The 23,817-nt window shown below is 57.3% G+C and carries 23 protein-coding genes; 4 read left to right on the top strand and 19 right to left on the bottom strand.

Annotation, left to right across the window (positions count from 1 at the left end; all coding sequences use genetic code 11):
- Positions 1-178 precede the first annotated feature (178 nt).
- From glmU to mnmG, 14 genes are all read right to left on the bottom strand, one after another.
- Positions 179-1,546 carry a bifunctional UDP-N-acetylglucosamine diphosphorylase/glucosamine-1-phosphate N-acetyltransferase GlmU gene (gene glmU / locus FX984_RS19175; protein WP_027608177.1) on the bottom strand — a complete coding sequence of 456 codons (1,368 nt, stop codon included), beginning with the start codon at positions 1,544-1,546 and terminating at the stop codon, positions 179-181.
- A 122-nt stretch (positions 1,547-1,668) separates the two neighbouring features.
- The gene (locus tag FX984_RS19180; protein ID WP_003177061.1) at positions 1,669-2,085 is read right to left on the bottom strand and encodes a F0F1 ATP synthase subunit epsilon; all 417 of its coding nucleotides are present in this window, start codon (positions 2,083-2,085) and stop codon (positions 1,669-1,671) included.
- Positions 2,086-2,129: 44 nt separating this feature from the next.
- Entirely contained in the window at positions 2,130-3,506 is a 1,377-nt protein-coding gene (gene atpD / locus FX984_RS19185; RefSeq protein WP_003177062.1) for a F0F1 ATP synthase subunit beta, read from the bottom strand.
- Positions 3,507-3,533: 27 nt separating this feature from the next.
- Positions 3,534-4,394: a F0F1 ATP synthase subunit gamma gene (gene atpG, locus FX984_RS19190; RefSeq protein ID WP_003195829.1), complete on the bottom strand. Its 861-nt coding sequence runs from the start codon at positions 4,392-4,394 to the stop codon at positions 3,534-3,536.
- A gap of 50 nt (positions 4,395-4,444) precedes the next feature.
- On the bottom strand, positions 4,445-5,989 hold the full coding sequence (gene atpA / locus FX984_RS19195) for a F0F1 ATP synthase subunit alpha (RefSeq protein ID WP_003177064.1): 1,545 nt from the start codon (positions 5,987-5,989) through the stop codon (positions 4,445-4,447).
- 21 nt (positions 5,990-6,010) lie between these two features.
- Positions 6,011-6,547, bottom strand: a complete 537-nt coding sequence (locus FX984_RS19200) for a F0F1 ATP synthase subunit delta (protein WP_027608176.1) — start codon at positions 6,545-6,547, stop codon at positions 6,011-6,013.
- A 12-nt stretch (positions 6,548-6,559) separates the two neighbouring features.
- The gene (locus tag FX984_RS19205) at positions 6,560-7,030 is read right to left on the bottom strand and encodes a F0F1 ATP synthase subunit B (RefSeq protein ID WP_008439543.1); all 471 of its coding nucleotides are present in this window, start codon (positions 7,028-7,030) and stop codon (positions 6,560-6,562) included.
- Between the two features lie 55 nt (positions 7,031-7,085).
- Entirely contained in the window at positions 7,086-7,343 is a 258-nt protein-coding gene (gene atpE, locus FX984_RS19210; RefSeq protein ID WP_002555987.1) for a F0F1 ATP synthase subunit C, read from the bottom strand.
- 133 nt (positions 7,344-7,476) lie between these two features.
- Entirely contained in the window at positions 7,477-8,346 is an 870-nt protein-coding gene (gene atpB / locus FX984_RS19215; protein ID WP_017736231.1) for a F0F1 ATP synthase subunit A, read from the bottom strand.
- Between the two features lie 16 nt (positions 8,347-8,362).
- Complete coding sequence (locus FX984_RS19220) at positions 8,363-8,770, bottom strand: F0F1 ATP synthase subunit I (RefSeq protein WP_010565865.1); 408 nt, start codon at positions 8,768-8,770, stop codon at positions 8,363-8,365.
- Positions 8,771-8,918: 148 nt separating this feature from the next.
- A complete protein-coding gene (locus FX984_RS19225; RefSeq protein WP_146476898.1) occupies positions 8,919-9,791 on the bottom strand; it encodes a ParB/RepB/Spo0J family partition protein in 873 nt (290 codons plus the stop codon).
- A 9-nt stretch (positions 9,792-9,800) separates the two neighbouring features.
- Positions 9,801-10,598 (bottom strand): ParA family protein, encoded by a 798-nt coding sequence (locus FX984_RS19230; RefSeq protein ID WP_016978715.1) that lies wholly within the window; start codon positions 10,596-10,598, stop codon positions 9,801-9,803.
- A gap of 18 nt (positions 10,599-10,616) precedes the next feature.
- Entirely contained in the window at positions 10,617-11,261 is a 645-nt protein-coding gene (gene rsmG, locus FX984_RS19235; RefSeq protein ID WP_027608173.1) for a 16S rRNA (guanine(527)-N(7))-methyltransferase RsmG, read from the bottom strand.
- A complete protein-coding gene (gene mnmG / locus FX984_RS19240; protein WP_027608172.1) occupies positions 11,258-13,150 on the bottom strand; it encodes a tRNA uridine-5-carboxymethylaminomethyl(34) synthesis enzyme MnmG in 1,893 nt (630 codons plus the stop codon). The genes rsmG and mnmG overlap by 4 nt, the downstream gene beginning before the upstream one ends.
- Before the next feature lie 564 nt (positions 13,151-13,714).
- On the opposite strand from mnmG, the gene FX984_RS19245 reads away from it, so the two are divergent.
- The 3 genes from FX984_RS19245 (at position 13,715) to FX984_RS19255 (ending at position 17,696) form a co-directional block, all read left to right on the top strand.
- Positions 13,715-14,221, top strand: a complete 507-nt coding sequence (locus FX984_RS19245; RefSeq protein WP_027608171.1) for a sigma-70 family RNA polymerase sigma factor — start codon at positions 13,715-13,717, stop codon at positions 14,219-14,221.
- A complete protein-coding gene (locus FX984_RS19250) occupies positions 14,221-15,165 on the top strand; it encodes a FecR domain-containing protein (protein ID WP_027608170.1) in 945 nt (314 codons plus the stop codon). Before FX984_RS19245 ends, FX984_RS19250 begins: the two co-directional genes overlap by 1 nt.
- Positions 15,166-15,257: 92 nt before the next feature.
- Entirely contained in the window at positions 15,258-17,696 is a 2,439-nt protein-coding gene (locus tag FX984_RS19255) for a TonB-dependent siderophore receptor (protein WP_146476896.1), read from the top strand.
- A gap of 60 nt (positions 17,697-17,756) precedes the next feature.
- On the opposite strand, the gene mnmE is transcribed toward FX984_RS19255, so the two are convergent.
- The 5 genes from mnmE to rpmH form a co-directional block, all read right to left on the bottom strand.
- Positions 17,757-19,127 (bottom strand): tRNA uridine-5-carboxymethylaminomethyl(34) synthesis GTPase MnmE, encoded by a 1,371-nt coding sequence (gene mnmE, locus FX984_RS19260; protein ID WP_043293853.1) that lies wholly within the window; start codon positions 19,125-19,127, stop codon positions 17,757-17,759.
- 79 nt (positions 19,128-19,206) lie between these two features.
- Positions 19,207-20,910 carry a membrane protein insertase YidC gene (gene yidC / locus FX984_RS19265; RefSeq protein WP_027608166.1) on the bottom strand — a complete coding sequence of 568 codons (1,704 nt, stop codon included), beginning with the start codon at positions 20,908-20,910 and terminating at the stop codon, positions 19,207-19,209.
- Between the two features lie 2 nt (positions 20,911-20,912).
- On the bottom strand, positions 20,913-21,158 hold the full coding sequence (yidD, locus tag FX984_RS19270) for a membrane protein insertion efficiency factor YidD (protein ID WP_010207715.1): 246 nt from the start codon (positions 21,156-21,158) through the stop codon (positions 20,913-20,915).
- Complete coding sequence (rnpA, locus tag FX984_RS19275) at positions 21,151-21,555, bottom strand: ribonuclease P protein component (protein ID WP_053128141.1); 405 nt, start codon at positions 21,553-21,555, stop codon at positions 21,151-21,153. The genes yidD and rnpA overlap by 8 nt, the downstream gene beginning before the upstream one ends.
- 16 nt (positions 21,556-21,571) lie before the next feature.
- Positions 21,572-21,706, bottom strand: a complete 135-nt coding sequence (gene rpmH, locus FX984_RS19280) for a 50S ribosomal protein L34 (protein WP_003213577.1) — start codon at positions 21,704-21,706, stop codon at positions 21,572-21,574.
- A 585-nt stretch (positions 21,707-22,291) separates the two neighbouring features.
- On the opposite strand from rpmH, the gene dnaA reads away from it, so the two are divergent.
- Entirely contained in the window at positions 22,292-23,812 is a 1,521-nt protein-coding gene (dnaA, locus tag FX984_RS19285; RefSeq protein ID WP_027608165.1) for a chromosomal replication initiator protein DnaA, read from the top strand.
- Positions 23,813-23,817 lie beyond the last annotated feature (5 nt).

The following is a 23,817-nucleotide window of genomic DNA, read 5'->3' on the forward strand; positions in this document are numbered from 1 at the left end:
TTGAGAAGATATCGTCAAGCGTCGGAAACAGATTTTTCAAGCAACACACACAAATGTGGGAGGAGGCTTGCCCCCGATTGCAGTAGATCAGTCGACTGAAACATTGACTGAAAATCCGCCATCGGGGGCAAGCCCCCTCCCACATCTGGATAACGCTGCTGATAAGGCTGTGGATAACTCAGGTCTTCTTGATTTTGACCGGGCGTTTCCAGCCGTCGATGTTACGTTGGCGTGCACGGGCCACGGCCAGTTGGGACTTATCCACATCCTGGTTGATGGTTGAGCCCGCAGCAGTGTTCGAACCATCACCTATCGTCACAGGTGCAATCAGCGAGTTATTCGAGCCGATGAAGACGTCCTCACCAATAGTGGTCTGGTACTTATTGGCACCGTCGTAGTTGCAGGTGATCGCGCCTGCGCCGATGTTGCTGCGCGCACCGATCACCGCATCCCCCAGGTAAGCCAGGTGGCCGGCCTTTGCATCATCGCCCATGCGTGCGTTTTTCAGTTCGACGAAATTGCCGACGTGCGCCCTGGCGCCCATCACAGTGCCCGGACGCAACCGCGCAAAAGGCCCGGCATCGCTGCCCTCGCCCATTACGGCGCCGTCGATATGGCTGTTGGCCTTGACCACCACGCCCTTGCGCAGGGTGCTGTCCTTGATCACGCAGTTCGGGCCGATGACCACGTTGTCTTCGATGATCACGCGGCCTTCGAGGATCACGTTGATGTCGATCAGCACATCGCGGCCGACGGTGACCTCACCGCGTACGTCAAAACGCGCAGGGTCGCGCAGGGTCACGCCCTGGGCCATCAGGCGGCGGCCTTCACGCAGTTGGTAGTGACGCTCGAGCTCTGCAAGCTGCTTGCGATCATTGGCGCCCTGTACTTCCATCGGGTCGTGGGGCTGCTCGGTGGCGACCAGCAGGCCATCACTCACGGCCATCTCGATCACGTCGGTGAGGTAGTACTCGCCCTGGGCGTTGTTGTTGGACAGGCGGCTCATCCAGTCGGCGAGCTTATTGGCAGGCACCGCAAGGATGCCGGTGTTGCCTTCGGTGATAGCCCGCTGGGCTTCACTGGCGTCCTTGTGCTCGACGATCGCCGCGACCTTGCCGTCGGCACCGCGCACGATGCGCCCGTAACCGGTGGGGTCATCCAGCTCAACGGTGAGCAGGCCCATCTGGCCGGGCACCACATGCTTGAGCAGGCGTTGCAGGGTTTCCACTTCGATCAGCGGCACGTCACCGTAGAGGATCAGCACGGTGTCGGCGGTAATGAACGGCACAGCTTGCGCGGTGGCGTGGCCGGTGCCCAGTTGTTTGTCCTGTAATACGAAATTCAGGTCATCCGCCGCCAGGCGCTCGCGCACCACATCAGCACCGTGGCCGATCACCACGTGGATACGTTGCGGGTCCAGTTGACGAGCGCTGTGGATAACATGCCCAAGCATGGAATTGCCCGCGACCGGGTGCAGCACCTTGGGCAGGGCCGAACGCATGCGGGTGCCCTGGCCTGCGGCGAGAATGACGATTTCAAGAGACATGAATGGCTACCAATCCTGGGCGGTCCGGCTTCAGACCAAAGATGTGTTTTGCTACAAAAGAAAAAGGGTAGCCGAGGCTACCCTTTTTAATCAATCGCGCATAAGCATCACGGCGTCGCCGCTTACTTCTTGCGGATCTGCTGGAGCGTGCGCAGCTGAGCTGCAGCCTCGGCCAGACGTACAGCAGCAGCGCTGTAGTCGAAGTCCGCACCCTTTTCGTTCAGGGCCTTCTCGGCAGCCTTGACGGCTTCCTGAGCGGAGGCTTCATCCAGGTCGCCAGCACGTTGCACGGTGTCGGCAAGTACCTTGACCATGTTCGGCTGAACCTCAAGGAAACCACCGGAGATGTAAAACACCTCCTTTTCCCCGCCTTGCTTGGTCAGAGTGATCGGACCTGGCTTCAAGCTGGTGATCAATGGCGCGTGGCCCATGGCAATACCCAGGTCACCGAGTTCGCCGTGTGCAATCACCATTTCTACCAGACCGGAGAAGATTTCCCCTTCCGCGCTGACGATATCGCAATGGACTGTCATAGCCATCTGATTGCCTCAACCTGATGAGCGCCCGTTTCCGGGCGCCTGGATTACAGTTTCTTGGCTTTCTCGATCGCTTCTTCGATGCCGCCGACCATGTAGAACGCTTGTTCTGGCAGGTGGTCGTAGTCACCGTTGAGGATGCCTTTGAAGCCAGCAATGGTGTCTTTCAGGGAAACGTATTTACCCGAAGCACCGGTGAAGACTTCAGCCACGAAGAACGGCTGCGACAAGAAGCGCTGGATCTTACGAGCACGGTTTACCAACTGCTTGTCGGCTTCCGACAGCTCGTCCATACCCAGGATCGCAATGATGTCCTTCAGTTCTTTGTAACGCTGCAGCACGTACTGAACGCCGCGAGCGGTGTCGTAGTGCTCCTGGCCGATCACGTTCGGGTCCAGCTGGCGCGAAGTCGAGTCGAGTGGATCGACCGCTGGGTAGATACCCAGGGAAGCGATGTCACGGGACAGAACGACGGTGGCGTCCAAGTGGGCGAAGGTGGTCGCAGGCGATGGGTCGGTCAAGTCATCCGCAGGTACGTATACCGCTTGGATCGAAGTGATCGAACCTTCCTTGGTCGAAGTGATACGTTCCTGCAGAACGCCCATCTCTTCAGCCAGGGTCGGCTGGTAACCTACTGCGGAAGGCATACGGCCCAGCAGTGCGGATACTTCAGTACCGGCCAGGGTGTAACGGTAGATGTTGTCGACGAACAGCAGAACGTCGTTACCTTCGTCACGGAACTTCTCGGCCATGGTCAGGCCAGTCAGTGCTACGCGCAGACGGTTTCCCGGCGGCTCGTTCATCTGACCGTAGACCAGTGCCACTTTGTCCAGAACGTTGGAGTCCTTCATCTCGTGGTAGAAGTCGTTACCCTCACGAGTACGCTCACCCACACCGGCGAACACGGAATAACCGCTGTGCTCGATGGCGATGTTACGGATCAGTTCCATCATGTTTACGGTCTTGCCTACACCGGCACCACCGAACAGACCGACTTTACCGCCCTTGGCGAACGGGCAAACCAGGTCGATAACCTTGATGCCGGTTTCCAGCAGGTCGTTGCCGCCAGCCTGTTCCGCGAACGAAGGTGCTGGACGGTGAATGCCCCAGCGCTCTTCGGTGTCGATCGGGCCAGCTTCGTCAATCGGGTTGCCCAGTACGTCCATGATCCGGCCCAGGGTCGCTTTACCGACCGGTACGGAGATGGCAGCGCCAGAGTCGATAACGTCCAGACCGCGCTTCAAGCCTTCGGTGGAACCCATCGCAATGGTACGAACTACGCCGTCGCCCAGCTGCTGCTGAACTTCCAGAGTAGTTTCCGCGCCTTGTACTTTCAGCGCGTTGTAGATGCTCGGTACGCTGTCGCGTGGAAATTCCACGTCGATAACGGCGCCGATGATTTGAACGATACGTCCGCTACTCATAGCTGGATCCTCTGAATATTTGAACCGTTAAACCGCGGCAGCGCCGCCGACGATTTCCGAGATCTCTTGGGTGATCGCAGCCTGACGCGCCTTGTTGTAGATCAGCTGCAAATCGCTGATCAGATCACCGGCGTTATCGGTAGCGTTTTTCATCGCGATCATCCGCGCCGCTTGTTCAGCTGCGTTGTTCTCGACCACCGCCTGGTACACCTGCGACTCCACGTAGCGCACCATCAAGCCGTCAAGCAGCTCTTTGGCGTCTGGTTCGTAGAGGTAGTCCCAGTGGTGCTTGAGTTCCTGATCCGGAGTCGCCACCAGTGGAATCAATTGCTCCACGGTTGGCTGCTGGGTCATGGTGTTGATGAACTTGTTGGATACCACGGAGAGGCGGTCGATCCGGCCTTCCAGGTACGCATCCAGCATCACCTTCACACTGCCGATCAAATCATTGATCGACGGCTCTTCACCCAGGTGGCTGATAGCTGCAACGACGTTACCGCCGAAGTTGCGGAAAAAGGCCGCACCCTTGCTACCAACAACACACAGATCGATCTCGACGCCGTTTTCGCGGTTTACCGCCATGTCCTTGACCAGGGCCTTGAACAGGTTGGTATTCAAACCACCGCACAAACCACGGTCACTGCTCACTACCACATAACCCACACGCTTGACGGCGCGCTCGATCATGAACGGGTGGCGGTATTCCGGGTTGGCGTTGGCCAGATGCCCAATTACCTGGCGGATACGCTCCGCATAAGGACGGCTAGCAGCCATGCGCATTTGTGCCTTGCGCATTTTGCTGACCGCCACTTTTTCCATGGCGCTGGTAATTTTTTGCGTGCTTTTGATGCTCGCAATCTTACTGCGAATCTCTTTTGCGCCTGCCATGTAACACCTATCAGGTTAGCAAGCGGGAGCCTTGCGGCTCCCGCTGCGGCTTACCAGGTTTGGGTGGCCTTGAACTTCTCGATACCGGCTTTCATGCCAGCGTCGATATCGTCATTGAAGTCACCCTTCACGTTGATCTTCGCCATCAATTCGGCGTGATCGCGGTTGAAGTAAGCAATCAGCGCTTGTTCAAAGCTGCCGACCTTGGCGATTTCAACGTCGGTCAGGAACCCACGCTCAGCGGCATACAGCGACAACGCCATGTCAGCGATCGACATTGGGGCGTATTGCTTCTGCTTCATCAGCTCGGTAACGCGCTGACCATGCTCAAGTTGCTTACGGGTCGCTTCGTCCAGGTCAGAAGCGAACTGGGCGAATGCGGCCAGTTCACGGTACTGAGCCAGAGCGGTACGGATACCACCGGAGAGCTTCTTGATGATCTTGGTCTGAGCGGCACCACCCACACGGGATACCGAAACACCGGCGTTCACTGCAGGGCGGATGCCCGAGTTGAACATGGCCGATTCCAGGAAGATCTGACCGTCGGTGATGGAAATCACGTTGGTCGGAACGAACGCGGAAACGTCGCCAGCCTGGGTTTCGATGATCGGCAGTGCGGTCAGGGAACCGGTTTTGCCGGTCACTGCGCCGTTGGTGAACTTCTCTACGTACTCTTCCGAAACGCGGGATGCGCGCTCCAGCAGACGGGAGTGGAGATAGAACACGTCGCCTGGGTAGGCTTCACGGCCTGGTGGACGGCGCAGCAGCAGGGAAATCTGGCGGTAAGCCACTGCTTGCTTGGACAGATCGTCATAAACGATCAGCGCGTCTTCACCGCGGTCGCGGAAGAATTCACCCATGGTGCAACCGGAGTACGGTGCCAGGAATTGCAGCGCAGGAGATTCCGAAGCACTGGCAGCCACGATGATCGTGTTGGCCAGGGCGCCGTTTTCTTCCAGCTTGCGAACCACGTTGGCGATGGTCGATTGCTTCTGACCGATCGCTACGTAGACGCAGAAAATGCCGCTGTTCTTCTGGTTGATGATCGCGTCGATCGCCAGAGCGGTTTTACCGATCTGACGGTCACCGATGATCAGCTCACGCTGGCCACGGCCGACTGGGATCATGGCATCGACAGCCTTGTAGCCAGTCTGTACAGGCTGGTCTACCGACTTACGCCAGATCACGCCTGGAGCAACTTTCTCGACCGCGTCGGTCTCGGTGTTGCCCAGTGGACCTTTACCGTCAACAGGGTTACCCAGTGCGTCGACTACGCGACCCAGCAATTCCTTACCAACCGGAACCTCCAGGATGCGGCCAGTGCACTTGGCGCTCATGCCTTCAGCCAGACTGGTGTACGCGCCCAATACCACGGCACCTACGGAGTCTTGCTCCAGGTTGAGGGCCATACCGTAGACGCCGCCCGGAAACTCGATCATCTCGCCGTACATAACGTCGGCCAGACCGTGAATCCGCACGATGCCGTCAGATACGCTGACGACAGTGCCTTCGTTACGGGCTTGGGAGGTCACATCGAGCTTGTCGATGCGGCCCTTGATAATTTCACTTATTTCGGAAGGATTGAGTTGCTGCATTGCTCTGCTGCCCCTTCAAACTCAAGATTTCAATGCTTCGGCAAGATTCGCGAGTTTGCCGCGAATCGAGCCATCGATAACCAGGTCGCCGGCGCGAATGACAACACCCCCAATAAGGGATGGGTCTTCCGCAACTTGCAGGCGCACTTCCCGGTCGAGTCGTGCACTGAGAACCTTGGCGAGTTTGTCTTGCTGTTCTTGGTTCAATGCAAAAGCACTGGTCACTTCAACGTCTACCGATTTCTCTTGCTCGGCCTTGTACAGGTCGAACAGAGCGGCAATCTCCGGCAAAAGCAGGAGACGGTCGTTTTCGGCGATGACATTGATGAAGTTCTGCACTTTCACATCAAACTTGTCGCCGCACACTTCAATAAAAGTGGCGGCCTTGTCTGCGCTCGTCAGTCGCGGGGCCTTGAGCACGCGCTGCATGGTGCCGTCTTGCGACACTGCTGCAGCCAGGCCGAGCATGGCTGACCAAGAGGCCAGCTGCTGGTGGGCCTGGGCGTGCTCGAAGGCTGCCTTAGCGTAAGGTCGGGCCAACGTGGTCAATTCTGCCATGATCGCCCTCGCTTAAATTTCAGCAGCCAGTTTGTTAACCAGCTCCGCGTGCGCGTTTTGATCAATTGTGGCACCCAGGATCTTCTCAGCACCGCCGACGGCCAGAGCACCCAGTTGGGCACGCAGCGCATCTTTGACACCGTTCAGTTCCTGCTCGATCTCGGCTTGAGCCTGAACCTTCACACGGTCAGCGTCGATACGGGCTTTTTCAACAGCCTCTTCAACAATCTGGTTACCGCGTTTCTTGGCTTGCTCAATGATTTCGGCTGCTTGAGCTTTCGCTTCGCGCAGTTGCTGACCCGCTTTATCTTGGGCCAACTCCAGGTCGCGAGCTGCTCGTGCGGCAGCGTCCAGTCCATCCGCGATCTTCTTTTGACGTTCGTGCAAAGCCGCGATGACCGGAGGCCATACGAACTTCATGCAGAAAACGACAAAAATCAAGAACGCTAAGGACTGACCAATAATGGTTGCATTAATGTTCACGCCAATACCTCGCTCATTCGTTGCACAACACACCAATCACTCGAAAAACGAGTGATTAACCGGCGAGTTGACCAACGAAGGGGTTCGCGAAGGTGAAGAACAGAGCGATACCAACGCCGATCATGGTCACGGCGTCGAGCAGGCCGGCAACGATGAACATTTTAACTTGCAGCATTGGAACCATTTCTGGCTGACGCGCTGCGCCTTCCAGGAACTTGCCGCCCAGCAGGCCGAAACCAATGGCAGTACCCAGGGCGCCCAGGCCGATCAACAGTGCAACAGCGATAGCGGTTAGACCAACTACAGTTTCCATCTTTCCTCCCGACTTTTACGTCGTATGGTTTAGGTTTTTTAGATTTTAAAGCGGTAAAACAAATCGTTTCATAGCCCTGGTGGGCCACCTTCCCGTTTCACCGGGAAGGACATCAGGCTAGTCGAGACTGGCCTTAATGGTTCTCTTCGTGCGCCATCGACAGGTAGACGATGGTCAGCATCATGAAGATGAAGGCCTGCAGGGTGATGATCAGGATGTGGAACACAGCCCACGCCCACTGCAGAACAATGCCCAGGCCGCTAAGCCAGAGCAAGCCGCTGCCGAACATCACAGCGATCAGAATGAACACCAGCTCGCCGGCATACATGTTGCCGAACAGTCGCAGGGCCAGGGAGATCGGCTTGGCGATCAGGGTGACGAATTCCAGCAGGAAGTTCACCGGGATCAGCAGGGCTTGAACGAAGATGTTCTTGCTGCCGAACGGGTGCAGGGTCAGTTCGCCGATGAAGCCGCCGATGCCCTTGATCTTGATGCTGTAGAAAATGATCAACGCAAATACCGACAGGGCCATGCCCAGGGTAGCGTTCGGGTCAGTGGTCGATACGGCACGGAATGGAATGTGCGGGTCGCCGGAAATCGCCATGGCCAACTGAGGGATCCAGTCAACCGGGATCAGGTCGACGGCGTTCATCAGGAACACCCAGACGAAGATGGTCAGTGCCAACGGTGCAATCACCGGGCTACGGCCATGGAAGCTGTCTTTCACGCTGCCATCGACGAATTCGACCAGTACTTCAACGAAGTTCTGCAAAGCACCTGGTTGACCGGAAGTCGCCTTCTTTGCCGCCATGCGGAAAATCAGGACGAAGATCAGACCCAAAGCGACCGACCAGCCCAGAGTATCCAGGTGGAAAGCCCAGAAGCCCATTTCTTTGGCTTCTGCTGCGGAGTGGGCAAAGCCCCAGCCGCCGTTGGGAAGCTGACCGAAGGTCAGGTTCTGCAAGTGGTGCTGGATATAGCCCGAAGCGGTTGTTTCTGCCATGGTTGCCTCAAACGCCCTAAGGTTTCGAAAGTCTTGTTTTCATCAGCAGGGGAGCGAACCAGCTGACCAGTTGGGTCAACACGAAGACGCCGAATACAGCCAGCGGCGCCAATGGCTTCACACCTGCAAAGGTCAGTGCAAACAGCACTGCCGTCAAAATCAGTTTCCCCGCCTCGCCGGCATAAAAAGACCGGACGATAGCCTGGGCTGCTCGGGCGCCGGAAAACCGAAAGGCCCTGTGAGCAAAATACATATTGGGCAGCAAGGCTATCAGGCCTCCGCAAAGTCCCGAATACCCGGCTACGACTCCATGCCAATACCAGAGCGCCAATGCGGCGATCAGCAAAATGACAAATTGAGCCAATAAAACCGGGAAAACGGCCAAGCGATGGAACGGCAACGTGTTTGGCGTGCGGGTTTCCATCACTCTTGCTCCTCAATGGTCGGCTGCCGGAAATCAATAACTTGGCATAATTTGTGCCGACAAAATGCGCGCAGAGTATAGGGGCGGTTCTGCCCCTATTCAACTGTCGGGTAGTGATTTCCGATCACACGCTACATAAGCAAATGTTTCAGCGGATGTGGGCAAGGACGCCCTGAAGCTCATCAAGGGAGTTATATCCGATGACTAATTGCCCTTTGCCTTTCTTGCCGTGGCGAATTTGCACCGCAGAGCCCAGGCGCTCGGCCAGGCGCTGCTCGAGACGCGCGATATCCGGATCGGTTTTGGTCGTTTCGACCGGTGCAGGTTTACCGCTCAACCACTGGCGAACCAGCGCCTCGGTCTGACGAACGGTGAGCCCTCGTGCGACAACGTGTCGCGCCCCTTCAACCTGTTGATTTTCCGGCAGACCGAGCAAAGCACGGGCGTGGCCCATCTCGAGGTCGCCATGGGACAACATGGTCTTGATGACTTCCGGCAGCGCGATCAGGCGCAGCAAGTTGGACACGGTGACACGGGATTTACCCACGGCCTCGGCGACCTGTTGCTGGGTCAGCTGGAATTCCTGCTGCAAACGCTGCAAGGCGATCGCTTCCTCGATGGGATTGAGGTCTTCACGCTGGATATTCTCGATCAACGCCATGGCGATGGCGGTTTCATCCGTTACATCGCGCACCATCGCCGGGATGGTGTCCTTGCCCGCCTGCTGGCTGGCGCGCCAGCGGCGTTCACCGGCAATGATTTCAAAGCGGCCGCCGCCGATCGGGCGCACCACAATCGGCTGCATCACGCCCTGGGCCTTGATCGAATTGGCCAGTTCCTCCAGCGCCTGGGGGTCCATGTCCCGGCGTGGCTGGTATTTGCCGCGCTGGATCAGGTCCAGGGGCAGGTGCTGCAGCTCGCGTTCGTCAGCCTGCACCGCTTGTTCTTCAAGCGATGTGACGGTCGGACCACTCAGCAGTGCATCCAGTCCACGTCCGAGACCTCGTTTCTTGACGGCCATGGGGATTCCTTAAGTTGGCTGGGCTGCAGCGGTGCGTGAGTTGCGGCGTTGACGACGAACCATCTCGCCGGCCAATGCCAGGTAGGCAATGGCACCACGGGATGATTTGTCGTACGCCAGCGCGGGCATGCCATAGCTTGGCGCTTCGGCCAGGCGGATGTTGCGTGGAATCACGGTGTCGTACAGCTGGTCGCCAAAGTGTTCCTTGAGCTGCGCCGACACATCGTTCATCAGGCTCAGGCGCGGATCGAACATGGTTCGCAGCAGGCCTTCGATCTGCAGGTTCGGGTTGAGCAGCTCGGCGATACGCTTGATGTTATCCACAAGGTCGCTCAACCCTTCCAGCGCGTAGTACTCGCACTGCATGGGGATAATCACCCCATCGGCAGCCACCAATGCGTTAAGCGTGAGCATCGACAGCGACGGTGGGCAGTCGATCAAAATGTAGTCGTAGTTCTCGCGGATCGGTGCCAACGCGCTGCGCAGACGGCTTTCCTTCATCTGCATTTCCAGCAGCACCACTTCCGCCGCAGTCAAATCGCGGTTGGCCGGCAGCAGTTGATAACCGCCATGCTCGGAGTAGTGCATGGCCTGGGCCAGGTCGCACTCGCCAATCAGCAAGTCATAGACCGAGTTTTCCAGGCCGTGTTTATCCACACCGCTACCCATGGTGGCGTTGCCCTGTGGATCGAGATCGATCAACAGCACCCGGCGCTTGGTGGCGACCAGGGATGCTGCGAGGTTGATGCAGGTGGTGGTTTTGCCCACGCCACCTTTCTGGTTCGCTATCGCGAATACCTTAGCCATTCTTGCTTGTGTTCCCAATCATGCCGTGCGGCGCAGTATCAGCAGATGGCGTTGGCCTTGGCAACCGGGTACGGCCAAGGCGTGTTCGCTATCGAGGTGGAAGTCTGCCGGCAATGCTAACAGCTCATCGCTTGGATGGACGCCCTTCATTGCCAGCCAGCGGGTGTCGCGGTCGCCCAGGTGACGAGTCCAGTTGCTGAAGTTCTCCATGCTGCTGAACGCCCGGGAAACAATTCCGTTGAAGGGCAACTCAGGCGTGAAGGCTTCGACGCGACTGTGGATAACGTGCAGGTTATCCAGCTTGAGTTCGAGTTTGACCTGGGTCAGGAAGCGGGTTTTCTTGCCGTTGCTGTCCAGGCAGGTCACTTGCGACTCGGGAAACAGGATAGCCAGCGGGATGCCAGGCATACCGCCACCACTGCCGACATCGAGCCAACGACCGTTTTCGATAAACGGCATCACGCTCAGACTGTCGAGCAAGTGACGGGAAACCATTTCGTCGGGATCACGCACAGCCGTCAGGTTGTAAGCCTTGTTCCATTTGATCAACAGGGCCAGGTAACCCAGCAGCAAATCGTGCTGGGCTTCGGTCAAGTCCACGCCCAATTGGCGCGCACCTGTGGATAACTCTTCGGCGTGTTGCGAGGTGACCAACGAACTCAAGCGCTTTGCTCCAACTGACGGCCCGCGCCGCGTTTTTTCAAATGAATCATCAACAGCGAAATAGCTGCAGGGGTGACGCCCGGGATACGTGAAGCCTGCCCGAGGGTCTCGGGACGAGTTATCCCCAGCTTGCTTTGGATTTCTTTCGACAATCCGGAAATACCGGTGTAGTCGATATCCACAGGCAGCCTGGTGTCTTCACTGGCGCGCAGACGAGCGATCTCGTCCTGCTGGCGGTCAATGTAACCGGCGTACTTGGTCTTGATTTCGACCTGCTCGGCAACCTGTGGATCATCGGCGCCGCCGCCGGTCACTTCGACCAGACCGGCGTAGTCGATTTCCGGACGGGACAGCAGGTTCAGCAGGTTGTATTCATGAGTCAGCGGCGTGCCGAATTTTTCCGCAATCGCGTCGCCCTGCTCGGTCCCGGGGCGAACCCAGGTACTTTTCAGGCGCTGCTCTTCAAGCTCGATGCTTTCGCGTTTTTTGCAGAAGGCCGCCCAGCGCGCATCGTCGACCAGCCCCAGTTCACGACCTTTTTCGGTCAGGCGCAGGTCGGCGTTGTCTTCCCGCAGGATCAGGCGGTATTCCGCCCGGGAAGTGAACATCCGATACGGTTCCTGGGTTCCCAGGGTAATCAGGTCGTCGACCAACACGCCGATATACGCTTCATCGCGACGCGGGCACCAGCTGTCTTTGCCCTGTGCACGCAACGCGGCGTTGGTACCGGCCAGCAAACCCTGGGCGCCGGCTTCTTCGTAGCCGGTGGTGCCGTTGATTTGCCCGGCGAAGAACAGACCGCCGATAACCTTGGTTTCCAGGCTGTACTTCAGGTCACGCGGGTCGAAGTAGTCGTATTCGATGGCGTAGCCCGGACGCACGATGTGTGCGTTTTCCATGCCGCGAATCGATTGCACGATCTGGATTTGCACATCGAACGGCAGGGAAGTGGAAATCCCGTTCGGGTACAGCTCATGGGTAGTCAGGCCTTCCGGCTCGATGAAGACCTGATGGCTTTCCTTGTCGGCAAAGCGGTGGATCTTGTCTTCGATCGACGGGCAGTAACGCGGGCCAATACCTTCGATCACCCCGGAGTACATCGGCGAACGGTCGAGGTTCGCGGCAATGATTTCGTGAGTGCGCGCATTGGTATGGGTAATCCAGCAGCTCACCTGTTTGGGGTGTTGCTCCTTGGAACCCATGAACGACATTACCGGAATCGGAGTATCGCCCGCTTGTTCGGTCATCACCGAGAAATCCACGGAACGCCCGTCGATACGCGGTGGAGTCCCGGTTTTCAGGCGACCGACGCGCAGCGGCAATTCGCGCAGGCGTTTTGCCAGGGCAATCGACGGCGGATCACCGGCGCGGCCACCCGAATAGTTCTGCATGCCGATGTGGATAAGTCCGCCGAGGAACGTACCGGTGGTCAACACCACGGATTCTGCGAAGAAACGCAGGCCCATTTGGGTGACAACACCGCGAACCACGTCCTGTTCGACGATCAAGTCATCGGCGGCTTGTTGAAATATCCACAGGTTGGGCTGGTTTTCCAGGGTTTCGCGGACCGCGGCTTTGTACAGGATGCGGTCTGCCTGGGCCCGAGTGGCACGCACGGCCGGGCCTTTGCGGCTGTTGAGCACGCGAAATTGAATACCACCCTTGTCGGTAGCCTCGGCCATCACGCCACCAAGGGCGTCGATTTCCTTGACCAGATGGCTTTTGCCGATCCCACCAATGGCAGGGTTGCAACTCATGGCGCCGAGGGTTTCCACGTTATGCGTCAGCAACAGGGTTTTTACGCCCATGCGTGCTGACGCCAGTGCTGCCTCGGTACCGGCATGACCGCCGCCGATGACGATCACTTCAAAACGGGAAGGGAAATCCACCACGCACCTCGTGCCTGCTTATGTAGGTAATCAGGAATTGTTTGTTGAAAGGGTTTTGGAGCTTTGGCGGCAAGTATAGGGACTTCGCCCTTCCTAAAGAACCCTTTGCACAAAATTTAACCAGCTGTGGATGAATCACAGACAATAGAAATTAAAAGAGAGAAATTTATTAAATCTTTGTTTTTATGTTTATTTCTACTGGGCACCTTTTCTGTGGATAGATCTCTACAGGCCTTTATTTACAATGTGTACAGCGATTCAAAAGTCTGTGGTCATGTGCCAATGAGGCCCTTGGATAAGTGCTTTAAGCCTGTGGATTAAACAGGTGGTTATCCACAGAGGGGTTTTTACTCAGGTTTCGAGCCCTGTTATCAACTGGGCACAGGGGCGGTTATTCACAGGGCTTAATCCACAGAAATCCGTGCAATCGTGTGAATTTCGCCCACGACGAAGCCAACCGAATCTTTCTATTCGGGGGTGAGCACGTCAAAAAGAGATCTATTGTGAGAAAACAGCCAGGCAGTTAATAATAGCGATTATCATTAACCTAGCTTGTCATGCCCTATGTCCCCTTCTTCACACACGGCTGCGGTTCAGAACATCTACGAGCAGCACCACTCCTGGTTGCACGGGTGGCTCAAAGGTAAGTTGCATAACGCCTGCGATGCAGCCGATGTGGCGCACGATACGTTCGTGCGCATTCTGGTTGGGCGGCATGCGGCGCAGATCGTTGAACCGCGTGACTACCTGGCAACCATCGCCAGGGGCCTGGTGATTGATCGTTATCGCCGGCATGCCATCGAGCAGGCCTACAAGCAGACCTTGGCCGAACGGCCTGAAGCCACGGCCATCAGTGAGGAAGACAAAGCCATCATCATCGAGACGCTGGTGGCTGTGGATAAAGCCCTGTCCGGACTCGGCGAGCGAACGCGACGGATCTTCCTGTTGTCGCAGATCGAGGGGCTGACTTATCAACAGATCGCCGATCAACTGCAGGTGTCGCTGACCACGGTGAAGAAGCACATGATCCGTGCATTGACTGAATGCTCGCTGATCATGGCCAGCCTGTAATGGCCGCCCCCGATCGCAAGACCTTCGAGGCCGCTGCTCACTGGTATGTACAGTTTCAATCCCAAACGCCTACGGCTGCTGAACGCCTTGCCTGGCAACAATGGCTCAACGGCGATCCGTCCCATCAGGCGGCGTGGAACCAGATGGAGCAATTGCAGCGCAGTCTCGGCGCCCTGCCCCAGGATTTCACCCGCCGGGCATTGTCGACCACGCAACAACGTCGCCAGGTATTGAAGTGGATGCTGGTAATGGGCGGTACCGGGTGCCTGGGCTGGAATGTCCAGCAACACACCTCCCTGGGCAATGTTTGGGCCGACTACCGGACCTCTGTGGGGGAACGCCGGCGTATCGCATTGGCTGACGGCACACGGATTGATCTGAATACCAGCACGGCGATTGACGTGATCTTCGACGGGCGCCAACGTTTGATCCGGCTGCGTGAAGGTGAAGTACTTATCCACACCGGCAAGTTGGGCGGGCACACGCCCTTTTATGTCGAAACCCGCCAGGGCCGAGTCCAGGCATTGGGTACTCGGTTTACAGTGCGCCAGTTGCCAGATTCCACGCGTGTCGGTGTTCTGGAGGATCGCGTAAGTGTGGCCCCTGGTGACCGGCCCAACCATGCTCGACTGCTCGGTGCCGGTGAAAGCGCTGACTTTGATCGTCAAAACGTAGGGCTTGGCCACACGTATAGCGGGTCCCAGGCTGCCTGGGTCGATGGCCAGCTGATCGTATTGGATGCTCGCCTCGGGGATGTGATCGAAGACCTTGCCCGCTACCGTCCGGGCGTCCTGAAATGCGACTTGGCTAGTGCACGCCTACGTGTTTCCGGGACTTTCCGCCTCGATTCCACCGATGCGGTGCTGGCGAATCTGCAGGCAACCTTGCCCATTCAGGTGAAATACTTCACTCGCTATTGGGTTTCGGTGAAGCGAATCGCTTGATCGCAAAAAATATCCTCACAAGGGGTTATCTTTTTTTTACCTGGCACGGCCCTAAAGGTAATCACGACGCCACCTTCAGGGCTTACCCACCTATGCGCCTTCGCACCAAGCTCCGCCAGCGACTTTCCTACCACGGTATGACGTGCAGCCTACTGCTCGGCACAGCAGCCACAGCCGGTGTTTTGCTATCCAGTGACGCCATGGCCGCCAGCACGGTGCAGCATTACGCCATTGCGGCCGGTCCCCTGGACAATGCCTTGAGCCAATTTGCCGCCAGGGCGAATGTGATTCTGTCTTTCTCGCCCCAACAAACCGCGCGCTTGAACAGCACCGGGCTGGAAGGTGACTATTCGATTGAGCAAGGCTTTGCACTGTTGCTGCAGAACTCGGGGTTACAAGCGGTAGTCCAGGCGCCTGGCAGCTATGTCTTGCAGGCCATTCCTACAGGGCAACTCACGCTCGCGCCCACCACGGTCAGTACTTATCAACAGGCTGGGTTCAATCAGGAGATCGCCGGGGATGTGGGCTACAAAGCGCAAAACAGCCGTATCGGCACCAAGACCAGCACGCCTCTGTCGGAAACACCGCGTTCGGTATCGGTCGTCACCGGCCAGCGCATCAAGGACCAGAAGTCGCAGACCCTGACTGAAGTATTGGGCTACGTGCCAGGTATCTTCGCGCCGCCCTTTGCTGCTGGCGACGGTCTCGCAGGTGACTTGTTCTTCATCCGCGGTTTCAATGCCACGGATTACGGCTACGGCCTGCTGCGAGATGGCCTGCGTGTACAAGGCAATCGGTACGACACCACCAGTGAGCCCTATGGCCTGGAGCGGGTCGAAATATTCCGTGGGCCCTCTTCCCTGCTGTACGGTGAAAACGCGCCTGGCGGTTTAGTGAACCTGGTGAGCAAACATCCGACTGCCACGCCGCAGGGTGAAGTGCAGCTCGGTTATGGCTCGAATAATCGGCGTCAGTTGGGTGTGGATATCTCTGGTCCACTCAACGACAGCGACAATATCCTTGGCCGGGTGGTGATGCTCGGCCGCAAGTCTGATACGCAGACTGACCATGTTCCTGATGATCGCCTGTATATAGCGCCTTCACTGACCCTGAATTTCGACGACTTCAACACGCTCACTCTGTTGGCCAATTACCAAAAGGACCACACCAATCTCGAACTCGGCCTACCCGCCGCGGGGACCTTGCTTACAAATCCGAACGGAAAGCTGTCCAAGCACACCATGCTCGGCGACCCGGACTGGAATACGTTCGAACGTGAAGCCTGGAGCAGCGGCTACGAATTCAGCCACAGCTTCAATGATGAGTGGCAGTTCCGCCAGAACTCGCGGTACATGCAATCGCGCATCAACCGTCACGAAACCTGGCCGGGCACATTGAACAATGGCGGTTTCGGCACCCAACTGAACATGACGGCCTACGACCGCTACAACAAGTCGATGGTCTACTCCCTGGATAACCAGTTGGAAGGCAAATTCCAGGTCGGTGACCTGGAAAATACCGTGCTGTTCGGCGCCAGCTATGACCGCACCTCGTTCAACCAGGATTGGGACGCAGGCTTCGCCGGCACCATCAATGTGTATAACCCCGTGTACCTGCGTGAGCCGCTTACCCCGGTGGCTGTGCAAAACACCTTGCTCGAGCAGCAGATGAAGGGTGTTTATGCACAAATCCAGAGCAAGTATGACCACTGGTTGTTCCTGCTGGGCGGCCGCCAGGACTGGGTCGACAGTGATTTCCGCGACAAGGTCAACAAGGCCAGCGACACCGGCTCCGAAGACCGCAAGTTTACCTACCAGGGCGGGGTGATGTACCAGTTCGACAACGGCCTGACGCCGTACGTCAGCTACTCCACCGCATTTGTGCCTGTACAGCAGATCTCCAACGCCGGTTCACCGTTGAAGCCGATCACCAGTAGTCAGTATGAAGTGGGGGTGAAGTACGAACCGGTCGGCTGGGATACGGCGATGACCCTGTCGGTGTATGACTTGCGCAAGGAAGATGACACCTACCTCGACGCCACCACCAACAGCTACCGCCAGGTGGGCGAAAGCCGGGCCAAAGGGGCCGAGGTCGAGGTGAACAGCAACATCACGCCCAACCTGAATGTGACCGCAGCCTACACCTACACTGACGCTCGTATTACCAAGGACTCGGCTACCTCGCTGGTCGAGGGGCATCAGATGACGGGGGTTCCGCGCAACCAGGCCTCGGTGTGGGGCAAGTACCGCTTCCTCGATGGCCAACTCAGGGGCTTGTCCCTGGGCGGCGGTGTGCGCTATTTCGACAGTACGTTTTCTTACACCCAGCCAAGCCTGTACGGAAAGCTGGATGCTGGGAGCGTCACTCTGGTGGACGCAGCCGTCGGCTATCAGATCGACAAGCACTGGTCAGTGGACGTGAACGCCAAGAACCTGTTCGACAAGGAGTATGTTTCTGGATGCAACGACGCGGGCCGCTGCTACTGGGGTGACAGTCGTACACTGCTTGGGACTGTTTCGTACAACTGGTGATGGATGAAGGCCTGAAGAATCAAAATGATCTTCAGGCCGCTATCGCTGGCAAGCCTGCTCCTACTTGCCGATACAGAAGCTGGAGAAGATCCGTCCCAACAAATCATCGGAGCTGAATGCGCCGGTGATTTCTCCCAACAGCTGCTGCGCCTGGCGAAGATCCTCAGCCAGCAGCTCCCCCGCCCCCGCCAAGGTCAACTGCGCCCGGCCGTGCTCCAATGCCGAGCTTGCATGGCGCAGCGCCTCCAGGTGCCTGCGGCGCGCACTGAAGCTGCTTTCCGACGTCTGCTCGTAACCCATGCAGGCCTTGAGATGCTCGCGCAGCAATTCCAGGCCCTCACCCGCAGACTTGGCGCTCAGGCTGATAGTGACGTGGCCATCAGCGCTGGTTTCCATCGCAATGGCTTCACCCGTCAGATCGGCTTTGTTACGAATCAAGGTGACTTTGGCCGGGTCCGGCCGTTGCTCGAGGAATTCCGGCCACAATGCAAAAGGATCCACAGCCTCCGGCGCGGTGGCGTCCACCACCAGCAGTACCCGGTCCGCTTCGCCGATGGCTTTGAGCGCGCGTTCCACGCCGATCTTTTCCACCTGGTCATCGGTATCGCGTAAACCGGCGGTGTCGACGACGTGCAACGGCATGCCATCGATGTGGATATGTTCGCGCAGGATATCCCGGGTGGTGCCGGCGATCTCGGTGACAATGGCTGCTTCACGCCCCGCCAGCGCATTGAGCAGGCTGGATTTGCCGGCATTGGGACGCCCGGCGATCACGACGGTCATGCCGTCTCGCAGCAACGCGCCTTGCCCGGCTTCCCGCAGGACTGTGGATAACTCATCACGGACCTTATCCAGCATCGCCAATACATGGCCATCGGCAAGGAAGTCGATTTCCTCTTCAGGAAAATCAATCGCCGCCTCGACGTAGATGCGCAGGCTGATCAACTGTTCGGTCAAGTTATGCACACGCAGGGAAAAAGCGCCCTGCAGAGAGCGCAGCGCATTGCGTGCAGCTTGCGCAGAACTGGCCTCGATCAAATCGGCAATCGCCTCGGCCTGTGCCAGGTCGAGCTTGTCGTTGAGGAATGCCCGCTCACTGAACTCACCCGGGCGAGCCAGGCGGCAACCCAACTGCAGGCAGCGCTGCAGCAACATATCCAGAACGATCGGGCCACCGTGCCCCTGCAATTCCAGCACGTCTTCACCCGTGAAGGAGTTGGGTCCCGGGAAATACAGGGCCAGGCCTTCGTCCAATACTTCCTCATCAGAGCCGAGGAACGGGCCGTAATGGGCATAGCGCGGCGTCAACTCTCGTCCGCTGATGGCCTTCGCGGCAATCCCGGCGAGCGGTCCGGAAATACGAACGATACCGACACCGCCGCGACCCTGAGCGGTAGCGACAGCAGCGATGGTTTCACGAGGAGCGCTCATCAGCAGGTTCCAGAATAAAAGTGACGGAAAGCAAAACGCCCCACTAGGGGGCGTCTTGAGTGGTTATCCACAGAGTAAATTACGCCTCGGCTTTTTTGGTAGCCGCTTCGATTTTACGTGTGATGTACCACTGTTGAGAGATCGACAACACGTTGTTGACCACCCAGTACAGAACCAGGCCAGCCGGGAACCACAGGAAGAAGAAGGTGAAGATGATTGGCATCATTTTCATCACCTTGGCCTGCATCGGATCCGGCGGCGTCGGGTTCAGGCGCTGCTGGATAAACATGGTCGCGCCCATGATGATCGGCAGGATAAAGAACGGGTCTTTGATCGACAGGTCAGTTATCCACAGCATGAACGGTGCCTGGCGCATTTCCACGCTTTCCAGGAGTACCCAGTACAGCGACAGGAATACCGGCATCTGTACCAGAATCGGCAAGCATCCACCCAGCGGGTTGATCTTCTCTTTCTTGTACAGCTCCATCATGGCCTGCGACATTTTCTGCCGGTCATCGCCATGTTGTTCTTTCAGTGCGGCCAGTTTAGGGGCCACGGCACGCATGCGCGCCATCGACTTGTAGCTGGCGGCCGACAGTGGGAAGAAGATCCCCTTGATCAGCATGGTCAGGAAGATGATCGACCAGCCCCAGTTACCGACGATGCTGTGGATATGTTGCAGCAGCCAGAAGATCGGCTGGGCAATGAACCACAGGATGCCGTAATCCACAGTCAGTTCCAGACCTGGGGACAACTCTTTCAGCACGGCCTGGCTTTTCGGGCCGGCGTACAGCGTAGCGCTGGTTTCAGCCTTGGCACCTGGAGCGACGGTCATCGCCGGGCCTGTGTAGCCGATGATGTAGTTGCCTTTGCTGTCCTTGCGCGCCAGTACTGCATTGTTCTGGCCGGGCTGAGGAATCCACGCGGTCACGAAGTAGTGTTGCAGCCAGGCTACCCAGCCACCGTTCACGTTATAGGTGATCGGCGCCTTGGTTTTGTCTTCGGCCACTTTATCCATGTCTTTCATGGATACTTTTTTGTACGGCTCCGAACTTGTCCACAGGGCAGCGCCCAGGTAAGTCGCGGTACCCGTCGCAGTGCTGGACGATGGATCGGAACTGGCGTCACGCTTGAGCTGCGCAAACATTGCGCCGGTCCAAGGCTGGGCGCTCTGGTTGTCGATCAGATAGGTGACAACGATGTCGTACAGGCCGCGCTTGAGTGTGAAGCGCTTGATGTAGTTGACGCCGTCCTTGCTGAACTTCAAGTCCACGACCAGTTGGTCTTGGCCATCTGCCAGTTGATAGCTCTTCTTCTCCGCAGAGAAAATCGGACGACCGGTTGCACTCGCATCAGGGCCGTTGGTGCCGATCAGGCCACTTTGTGCCTGGTAAACACGTTCGCCACCGTTATCGAACAACTGGAATGGGATTTCCGGGTGATCCTGACGACGCGGATACAGCGGAAGTGTCAGCTTGGCAACATCGCCACCTTGCGGGTCGATAGCCAGGTCCAACACATCCGTCTTGATCTGGATGAGGTCGGTGCTTGCGGCAACTGCAACTTCGGCAGGTGCTTTTGTTTCGCCCGCTGCCCGTGGAATGTCATCACTGGCGGCAGTATTGGTGCCACTTACTGTATCGGGAAGCCCCGCTGGAACAGCATTGGCAGCAACATTCTGAGTCGGCAGGGCAGCCTGGCCATAGTCCTGGTTCCACTTAAGGACCATGACGTAGGACACGATTGCCAGGGCGACGATCAGGATCGTGCGTTTAATATCCATGATTACTCGGCCATCGAAGAAGAACGGGAGGTAGGGATAGGTGGAACCGGGTCATAACCACCGGGATTCCACGGATGACAGCGACCTAAACGACGAAAGGTCAGCCAGCCACCGCGCAGAAGACCATGATTTTCTATGGCCTCTAACGCGTAGCAGGAACAACTGGGGTAGAAACGACAGTGGCTGGCCATCAGAGGACTAATGGCATAGCGATAAAACTGGATCGGAACGAGTGCCAGTTTACGCATCGGTGCTGTCTACCCCTACAGTTTCGGTGCTGACTGCTGGTGCTGGTTTGTTGGTACGCGCCAGACGTTTCCAGAGCTTGCCGAAATGCTGAATCAATTCGGGGTTTTCTACATCCCCCAAGCCTTTGCGCGCGACGATAACAATATCCCAACCAACCAGAGTGTCCTGGTGGAGGCGAAACGATTCGCGCATCAGACGCTTGAGGCGATTGCGCTCAACGGAGAGCTTTACGCTCTTCTTGCCGATCACCAACCCGAGACGGGGGTGATCAAGATCGTTGTTACGCGCAAGGAGCAGGAGATTTTTCCCCGGAACCTTGCCGGTGGGGGAGTCAAAGACTGCCTTGAAGTGCCGGGGGGTTAGCAGACGCTTTTCCCGACTGAAGTCCTGACTCACCACCAGTACCGGATTATCAAACTGCCAGACGCGCACGACCTTTGGCGCGGCGACGCGACAGGACAGCACGGCCGTTCTTGGTAGCCATGCGAGCACGGAAGCCGTGGGTACGGGCGCGTTTGATGGTGCTTGGTTGGAAAGTACGTTTCATGGCGTTGTTACCTGGTTCGTCCACAACGGGCCGGAATGGCCCCCGTTTTAAGAGACCGGCGATTCTAGAGAAAGCAAGCCTCTAGGTCAATTTCCAACCAGCTTTTCCTTCAATTAGATCTTTACGGGCCTCCAGACCTTTTCTTTCCGTTCTGCTTCCATGAGCAATGCCATAGATATAAAAATAAAGAAGGAAGTTATTTAAAGCTTTTCTGTAAAGCTTATAAAAGCTAGGCAGGCCATCCTCTGTGGATAACTGCCTTAAGGCCATATTCCACGTGCTGTACAGAGAATGACAACATGGGGGAGAAGCGGTGCTCTGCCTGTGCTGCGCTGTCGGATAAGCTGTGTGTGGAATGGCATGTTATCCACAGGCCAGTTACCCACAGACTTTCGACCCTACTTGTACAACGAGCTCAGGCGCGCTTATCCACAGAGCTTATGCACAGACCATCTGTCGCATTTTTTGCTGTTAAGGCGTTGATTTTGGCTGGCCTGTGAGCAACCTACATGTGGATAAGTGGGCTGCTGGCCGCTACAATGGCGGCTGTTTTTGCCTCACCGGCTTTCAACTTAGGGGATATCCGTGTCAGTGGAACTTTGGCAGCAGTGCGTGGAGCTTTTGCGCGATGAGCTGCCTGCCCAGCAATTCAACACCTGGATCCGCCCGCTACAGGTCGAAGCCGAAGGCGACGAGTTGCGTGTCTATGCGCCCAATCGTTTTGTTCTCGACTGGGTCAACGAGAAGTACCTGAGCCGCGTTCTCGAATTGCTCGATGAACACGGCAATGGCCTTGCGCCCGTGCTTTCCTTATTAATAGGCAGCAAACGCAGCTCGGCACCTCGTGCTGCACCGAATGCTCCGCTCGCAGCGAGTGCCTCGCAGGCTCAAGCCCCTGTGGCGCCTGTTAATAACTCGCCAGCGCCGGTTGCCCAGACGCCTTCGAAAGCCTCGTCGCAGAACAACGCGCCTATCAATGAAGAGCCGTCCCGCGACAGCTTCGATCCGATGGCGGGTGCCAGTTCACAGCAGGCTCCGGTCCGCGCCGAGCAGCGCACGGTGCAGGTCGAAGGTGCGCTCAAGCACACCAGCTACCTGAACCGCACGTTCACCTTCGAGAACTTCGTCGAAGGTAAATCCAACCAGCTGGCCCGCGCGGCCGCCTGGCAGGTCGCCGATAACCCCAAGCATGGTTACAACCCGCTCTTCCTGTATGGCGGCGTTGGCTTGGGTAAGACCCACTTGATGCACGCTGTGGGTAACCACCTATTAAAGAAGAACCCGAATGCCAAGGTTGTGTACCTGCACTCGGAGCGCTTCGTGGCAGACATGGTCAAGGCCCTGCAGCTCAATGCGATCAACGAGTTCAAGCGGTTCTACCGCTCCGTTGATGCATTGCTGATCGATGACATTCAATTCTTCGCGCGCAAGGAGCGATCCCAGGAAGAGTTTTTCCACACCTTCAACGCCCTGCTCGAAGGCGGCCAACAGGTCATCCTGACCAGTGACCGTTACCCGAAGGAAATCGAAGGCCTGGAAGAACGCTTGAAGTCGCGCTTTGGTTGGGGCCTTACCGTGGCGGTAGAGCCGCCGGAGCTGGAAACCCGCGTAGCGATCCTGATGAAAAAGGCCGACCAGGCGAAAGTCGATCTGCCCCACGACGCTGCGTTTTTCATCGCCCAACGCATCCGTTCCAACGTGCGTGAGCTGGAAGGTGCGCTCAAGCGTGTCATTGCGCACTCTCACTTCATGGGCCGCGACATCACCATCGAGCTGATTCGCGAATCCCTGAAAGACTTGCTGGCATTGCAGGACAAACTGGTGAGTGTGGATAACATCCAGCGCACCGTGGCCGAGTACTACAAGATCAAGATTTCCGACCTGCTGTCCAAGCGCCGTTCGCGCTCGGTGGCGCGTCCTCGTCAGGTGGCCATGGCACTCTCCAAGGAGTTGACCAACCATAGCCTGCCGGAAATCGGTGATGTGTTTGGCGGCCGCGACCACACCACGGTCTTGCACGCGTGCCGCAAGATCAACGAACTTAAGGAATCCGACGCGGATATTCGCGAGGACTACAAGAACCTGCTGCGTACACTGACTACTTGATGACA

This window comes from Pseudomonas marginalis, from assembly GCF_008692035.1.
GTDB lineage: Bacteria > Pseudomonadota > Gammaproteobacteria > Pseudomonadales > Pseudomonadaceae > Aquipseudomonas > Aquipseudomonas marginalis.